Source organism: Ruthenibacterium sp., from assembly GCF_017421385.1.
GTDB lineage: Bacteria > Bacillota > Clostridia > Oscillospirales > Ruminococcaceae > Ruthenibacterium > Ruthenibacterium lactatiformans.
Map to the genome: position 1 here is coordinate 1 of NZ_JAFOIN010000085.1, position 6,585 is coordinate 6,585.

At 59.6% G+C, this 6,585-nt stretch carries 6 protein-coding genes; 1 reads left to right on the top strand and 5 read right to left on the bottom strand.

Annotated features, from left to right (window positions below; all coding sequences use genetic code 11):
* Positions 1 to 243 precede the first annotated feature (243 nt).
* The 5 genes from IIY41_RS10185 to IIY41_RS10205 all read right to left on the bottom strand — a co-directional run bounded on the left by IIY41_RS10185 (position 244) and on the right by IIY41_RS10205 (position 5,063).
* Complete coding sequence (locus IIY41_RS10185; protein WP_009324765.1) at positions 244 to 1,236, bottom strand: ABC transporter substrate-binding protein; 993 nt, start codon at positions 1,234 to 1,236, stop codon at positions 244 to 246.
* A 72-nt stretch (positions 1,237 to 1,308) separates the two neighbouring features.
* On the bottom strand, positions 1,309 to 2,133 hold the full coding sequence (locus IIY41_RS10190) for an ABC transporter permease (protein WP_058723547.1): 825 nt from the start codon (positions 2,131 to 2,133) through the stop codon (positions 1,309 to 1,311).
* Positions 2,120 to 2,887 (bottom strand): ABC transporter ATP-binding protein, encoded by a 768-nt coding sequence (locus tag IIY41_RS10195; protein WP_009324767.1) that lies wholly within the window; start codon positions 2,885 to 2,887, stop codon positions 2,120 to 2,122. Before IIY41_RS10195 ends, IIY41_RS10190 begins: the two co-directional genes overlap by 14 nt.
* A 322-nt stretch (positions 2,888 to 3,209) precedes the next feature.
* On the bottom strand, positions 3,210 to 4,691 hold the full coding sequence (gene glpK, locus IIY41_RS10200) for a glycerol kinase GlpK (protein WP_055081218.1): 1,482 nt from the start codon (positions 4,689 to 4,691) through the stop codon (positions 3,210 to 3,212).
* Positions 4,692 to 4,715: 24 nt separating this feature from the next.
* On the bottom strand, positions 4,716 to 5,063 hold the full coding sequence (locus tag IIY41_RS10205) for a RidA family protein (protein ID WP_009324769.1): 348 nt from the start codon (positions 5,061 to 5,063) through the stop codon (positions 4,716 to 4,718).
* Positions 5,064 to 5,245: 182 nt separating this feature from the next.
* Between IIY41_RS10205 and IIY41_RS10210 the strand changes: the two genes are divergently transcribed.
* Positions 5,246 to 6,585, top strand: a 1,340-nt coding sequence (locus tag IIY41_RS10210; protein WP_287400610.1) for a D-alanyl-D-alanine carboxypeptidase family protein, incomplete at its 3' end; no start/stop codon positions are given.

Sequence of the window (6,585 nt, forward strand, 5' to 3'; positions counted from 1 at the left end):
ACAACCACAAAGGGTGCCTGCGGCAATTTTCCTTGCTCTGCATCGAAAATTCCCGTTTCAAGGGTGCTGCGCAGTTTTGGCCCGGCGGTTTTGGATGTACAGTGCGCGAAAAAAGCCTGGCAATCCTTTGTGGATTGCCAGGCTTTTTGAGTACGCTGTGCGCCAAAACCGTCAGCCCAAAACCGATGTTTTCTTGCGTCAACGCGCCTTTGGCGGGACGCTTTTTTATTGTGTCGTATCGCTTTACTGCATCGCCTTTTCCGCAAAGGTATTGTTTACGATCACGTCGTGCGGCGCTGTTTTCTCCAGCTCGCCTGCGGCTGTCATCACCGTTTGCAGCAAATCGAAGCTCTCCTGCGTGAGCACCGGGTCCGTGCTGTACGCGCCGATGTCCTTGTAGCGCTGGACAGCGCTGGTCAGCAGGGCAATATCGGTGTCCGGGAAGCTGTCTTTGACCACTTCCGCGATTTCGGCGGCGGAATGCTCCGCCACCCATTTCTGGCCCTTGTACACAGCATTGGTAAAGCGCTGGATCATATCCGCGTTTTTTTCGATAAAGCTCTTTTTGGCAAAATACGCGGTGTAGGGCATCTCTCCCGCTTCCTCGCCCACAGCCGCCACGATGTAGCCCTTGCCCTCGGCTTCCACGGAGGACGCCGTCGGCTCGAACATCGTCACATAGTCGCCTGTGCCGCCCAAAAACGCACCCGTCATGTTGTCGAACTGGATGCTGTTGTCCAGCAGCAGGTCGGACGCCGGGTCCATGCCGTTTTTGCGGATGGCATACTCAAACGCCATATACGGCACGCCGCCCTTGCGGCCCGGCAGGATGTGCTTGCCCGCCAGCTTATCCCAGGTAAAGCTGGCGTCCTTTTCGCGCCCCACCAAAAAGCTGCCGTCGCATTTCGTTACCTGCGCAAATACCTCGGTGTAGTCCTCTTTACCCTCGTTGTATACATAGATGCTGGCCTCCGGCCCCGCAAAGCCGATGTCCACGTTGCCGGAAAGCACCGCGCTCATCACTTTGTCCGCGCCGCCGCCGTTGGAAAGCTCCACGTCCAGCCCCTCGTCCGCGAAGAAGCCCTTTGCCAGCGCCACATACTGCGGCGCATAGAAAATGGAATGCGTCACCTCGCACACCGTCACCTTTTGCATTTCTTTTGTCTTGCCGCTGCAGCCCGCCAGAGCCGTCAGCGCCAGACACACACACAGGAGAAGCGCCAAACCTTTTTTCATTTATTACCACCCTTTCTTTATTGGTAAGCCCGGCGCTTTTCGCCGCGCTTATTCCCCCTGTTCCGCCTGCCGTCAGCCCCCGAACCAACGGCTCACGAATTTTTGCAGCAGCACCACGCTCTGGTACATCAGCGCCGCCATCACGGACAAAATGAGCACGCTGGACATCACGAGGTCCAGTTGAAACACCTGCCCGCCGTATACGATCAGATACCCCAGTCCGGCCTTGCTGACGAGGAACTCGCCCGCAATAACGCCCACCAGTGATAACCCGATGTTGATTTTCAATGAATTAAACAATGTGTTGATATTGGACGGAAATACGATCTTGGTGAATACCTGGCACTTTGTGGCGCCGAAGGTGCGCGCCATTTTAATGCTTTCCGGGTTGGTGGCACGGAAGCCCGCCAGCATCTCCAGCACCGTGACGATGAGGGAAATGGCCAGCGCCATGAAAATGATGGCCTCGGTGCCCGCGCCTACGACGATGATGATAACAGGCCCCAGCGCGATCTTGGGCAGGCTGTTGAGCACTACCAGATAAGGCTCCGCCACGCGGGACACAAAGCCGGACCACCACAGCACGACGGCGATGGCCACGCCCAGCAGCACGCCCAGCACAAAGCCCGTCAGCGTTTCATACAGCGTCACGCCCACATGCATCATCAAATGGTTCTGGGACATGTTGCGCAGCGTTTCCAGGATGCGCGATGGCTGGCTGAGGATAAAGCTGTCGATCCACCCCAGCCGGGCGGATATCTCCCATTGGGCAAAAAAGAACACAAGAAAGCCGATCTGGCACGCGTGCACCAGATGGGTGCGCCGCCTTTTGCGGCGCAGATACAGCGTGCGCTCGCGCGAGACGGCGGGCGGGTTCGTCGGTCTAGCTTTTTTCATCGGTACTCAGCTCTTTCCATATATGGTCGAAGTAAGGGCCGAACTGCCGGTTGGCCCGGCACGAGAGCGGCGAGCGCCCCGGCCCGAAGTCCACGGACAGGATCTCCTTTACCTGCGCGGGCCGCGCGGAAAGGACGAGTATCTTATCCCCCATGCTGATGCTCTCCGGGATATCATGCGTGACCATCAGCGTGGTAACCTGCTCCCGCTTCAAAATGCGGTATACATCGTCGGTGACGTTCAGGCGCGTCTGATAATCCAGCGCCGAAAACGCCTCGTCCAGCAGCAGGATATCCGGCCCTGTGGCCAGTGTGCGGATGAGCGCCACGCGCTGGCGCATGCCGCCGGAAAGCTGGCGCGGGTATTTGTGGCGGAATTCATACAGGCCGTAGGTTTTGAGCAGCTCCCGGGCGCGGGCCACGTTCTGCGGCGTTTTGGCGCCGCGGATCTCCAGCCCGAACAGCACATTGCTTAAAATGGTGCGCCACTCCAGCAAATTGTCGCGCTGCAGCATATAGCCGATGTGCCTTGAAATGCCTGTGACTACCTCTCCGTCCACATAGACCCGCCCGGAAGTGGGCGGCAGCAGCCCGGCAATGATGGAAAGCAGCGTGCTTTTTCCGCAGCCGGACGGCCCCACGATGCTCATAAACTCCCCCTTCTGTACAGTGAAGCTGATGTGCTCGAAGGCTGTGACTTCCCCGTTTTCGGCCTGGTATTTGTGGCCGACGTCCTCTACGCGCAAAATCTCCATGGCGCACTCCCCCTCTCCCGCCGCGTCGGCGCGCCCCGCCGCGGCATGCCGGCTGTAACGGCGCGCCGGACACCCGGCGCCGCATACCGTCTGTTCAGCCGTGATAGTACAGTACATGCAGAACAGCCGCGTTTTGATACTCAGCGCAGCGCACGGTTCTTTCTTTGCGCGCCCTGAAACGGGTCCGGGCTGTTTTTTTGCCGGGAAGAGGCCTTGGAAATAAATTTTCGTACAACAAAAGCAGCCGCGGCGAGTCTCCCCGCCGCGGCTGCTTTTGTCCGCATGGATTTTATTGTAACGGCAGCGCGGCTTTCCGGCCGCGTTACGCCCAGCCCCGGGCGCGCTCCACTGCCTTGTGCCAGCCGTCCACCAGCTCCCGCGCACGGGCCGTTTCCATCTGCGGCTCGTACAGCTTATCCAGCGTCCACTGGCCCTTGATGTCGTTCAGGTCGCGCCAGACGCCTGTGGCCAGGCCCGCCAGATATGCCGCGCCCAGAGCCGTGGTCTCGCGGATCATCGGACGGCGTACCGTCACGCCCGCAATGTCGGCCTGGAACTGCATCAGCAGGTTATTTGCCGAAGCGCCGCCGTCCACCTTCAGTTCTTTGAACTGCACGCCGCTGTCCGCCTGCATGGCTTTCAGCACATCCAGCGTCTGGTAGGCGATGCCCTCCAGCGCCGCGCGGATGATATGGTTGCGCCCGGCGCCCCGCGTCAGCCCCAGGATGGCGCCCCGGGCGTACATATCCCAGTACGGCGCGCCCAGCCCGGTGAACGCGGGCACCACATACACGCCCGCGCTGTCTTTCACTTTATTTGCGAAATACTCGCTGTCGGCGCTCTCGTTGATGAGCTTCAGCTCGTCCCGCAGCCATTGGATGACCGCCCCGCCCACGAACACACTGCCCTCCAGCGCATAGGTCGCCTTCCCGTTCAGGCCGACGGCCACGGTGGTGAGCAGGCCGTTTTTGCTCTCCACAGGTGTGTCCCCTGTGTTCATCAGCATAAAGCAGCCCGTGCCGTATGTATTTTTCACATCGCCCCGCGCAAAGCATGTCTGGCCGAACAGGGCGGCCTGCTGGTCGCCCGCCGCGCCCGCGATGGGTATTTCGGCCCCGCCGATGCGCGCCGCACCGTACACCATGCTGGAATCGCAAACTTTGGGCAGCATGCACATGGGAATGTCGAGCAGCGCACAGATGTCCTTGTCCCATTCCAGCGTATGGATGTTGAACAGCATCGTGCGCGAGGCGTTGGTGACGTCCGTCACATGGGCTGCGCCGCCCGTCAGCTTCCAGATGAGCCAGGTGTCCACGGTGCCGAATAAAAGTTCGCCCCGCTCGGCCCGCTCACGTGCGCCTTCCACATTGTCCAGGATCCACTTGATTTTTGTCGCGCTGAAATATGCGTCGATGAGCAGGCCTGTTTTGGCCCTGATCTCGTCCGCATAGCCCCGCTCCACAAGATTCGTGCAGAAATCGGACGTGCGGCGGCACTGCCACACGATGGCATTGTACACCGGACGGCCGGTGTTTTTGTCCCAGACGATGGTCGTCTCGCGCTGGTTGGTGATGCCGATGGCCGAGATCTCGCCCGCCTCCATGCCGCTGCGGGCCAGCACCTCCACCAGCACGCCGTACTGGGAGGCATAGATCTCCAGCGGGTCGTGCTCCACCCAGCCCGCTTTGGGATAATGCTGTGTAAATTCCTTTTGTGCCATGTTGACGATGTTCTGGTGCTCGTCAAAAATAATGGCGCGGCTGGACGTCGTGCCCTGGTCAAGGGCCATGACGTATTTGCTCATGCGGTACGCCCCCTTCCGGCGGGCTCAAAGCGCCGCCGTCACCGAAATTTTAATTTTGTATTCCGGCACGGCCAGCTGGCCGCCCGTGACGCTGCGCGCCGGTTCATAGCCGTCCACGACCCAGGCGTCCCACACGGCGTTGAACGCGCCGTAATCGGCCATGTCCGCCAGCGTGATGGCAGCTGTGAGCACCCGCGTTTTGTCAATGCCGTTGCGCGCCAGAATGTTGTCGATGATGTGGATGACGTCCTGCGTCTGGCCCGTGATATCGGCGTCCAGGTCTGTGGTGGTGATGCCGCTGGTGTACAGGATGCCGTTGTACGACACGCTCTGCGCGCGGCGGCCGTTTGCCCCGTTGCGTTTGATCTCCATAGTTTTACCCTCCCGTTTGTATTTCGCTCCGCGCGCGCAGAATGCGCGCGGCGGCAAAAATCCTTTTCATTTTCGTGCCAATCTGCTATAATCTAAAGTATGAACAGCCTTTTTTCACGCCTGCCGGGTCATACTATGCAGGTGTTTCTTTTATCTTAACATTTTCTGCGAGGAATTTCCATATGAAAAAATGCGCTGCCGGGCTTGCAGCCCTGTTTCTTATCGTTATTTTTCTTTCGCCGCGCGCCTTTGCCGCCGGGTACGAGCTCCCCGAAGGTACGTCCATCACGGCGCAGTCGGCTTATTTCGTCAACCTGGACACGGGCATCGTGGTATTTGAACAAAACGCGGACGAGCAGCGAAGCGTGGCCAGCCTGACCAAATTGATGACCGCGCTGCTGCTGATGGAAAATGTGAGCGACCTGGAAAACACCAAAATCACCGCCGAACGAAGCCTGTATGTCCCTCCCATCACCAACCCGGATTCATCCACGGCCGACATTTGGCCGGGTGAGACCGTGAGCGCGCTGAACATGCTGTACGCGATGATGCTGCCAAGCGCCAACGAGGCCGCCGAGGCCGTGGGGTATTACCTGGGCAACGGAAACCTGAACAACTTTTACGCGCTGATGAACGCCCGCGCGGCCGCGCTGGGCTGCACCAACACCAATTTCACCAGCACCAACGGGCTTGCAGAGATGGAGGCGGGCAACTACTCCTCCGCCCATGATCTTGCGCTTATCGCCCAGGAATGCTGGAAGCACGAGATTTTCCGCACCGTCGTGGGTACGGCGACCTACCAGATGCCCGCTGCGGAAAGCCACAGCGAGCCGTACACCATTCTCAGTTCGGACGCTATGATCAAGCCCTCCTCTGCTGTATACCGTTCCTACATCAAGGGCATCAAAACGGGGTCCACGCAGGCCGCAGGCCGCAACTTTGTCTCCGCCGCCGTCAACGACAAAGGCGAGACATACATCGGCGTGGTGCTGGGCGCGCCGTGGGACGCGGCCGAGGACGACTATGCTTATTCGTTTCATGACACCGCCACCATCTACGACTGGCTGTTCGCCAATTACTCCATCAAGCCTTCCATCGACACCGGTTCGCCCGTGACGGAGGTCAAGGTGAATTATTCCTCTGAAGCGGACACGCTGATGCTCTACCCCGCCGGCGACCTTAAGACCGTGCTGCCCAACGACAGCGACGAGCTGCTGGAAAAAACCTTCGATGTGCCCGAAAGCGTGGACGCTCCCATTGCCATGGGAGACAAGGTCGGCACCGTGACGCTGACGCTGAACGGCGCGCTGGTCGGCACCGTGGATCTCATTGCAGGGCAGGACGTGGCCCGGAACGGTTTTTTGTATGCGGTGTCACGCGTGCAGGCATTCTTCGGCGGGCTTTATTTCCGTGTGGTATGTATCCTGACGGCCATCTTTCTTGTGGGATACGGCCTGCTGACGTTCTGGATGTACAACCGGCAGAAGCGGCAGCGCGTCTGCCGCGCGGGCGGCCCGGGCAA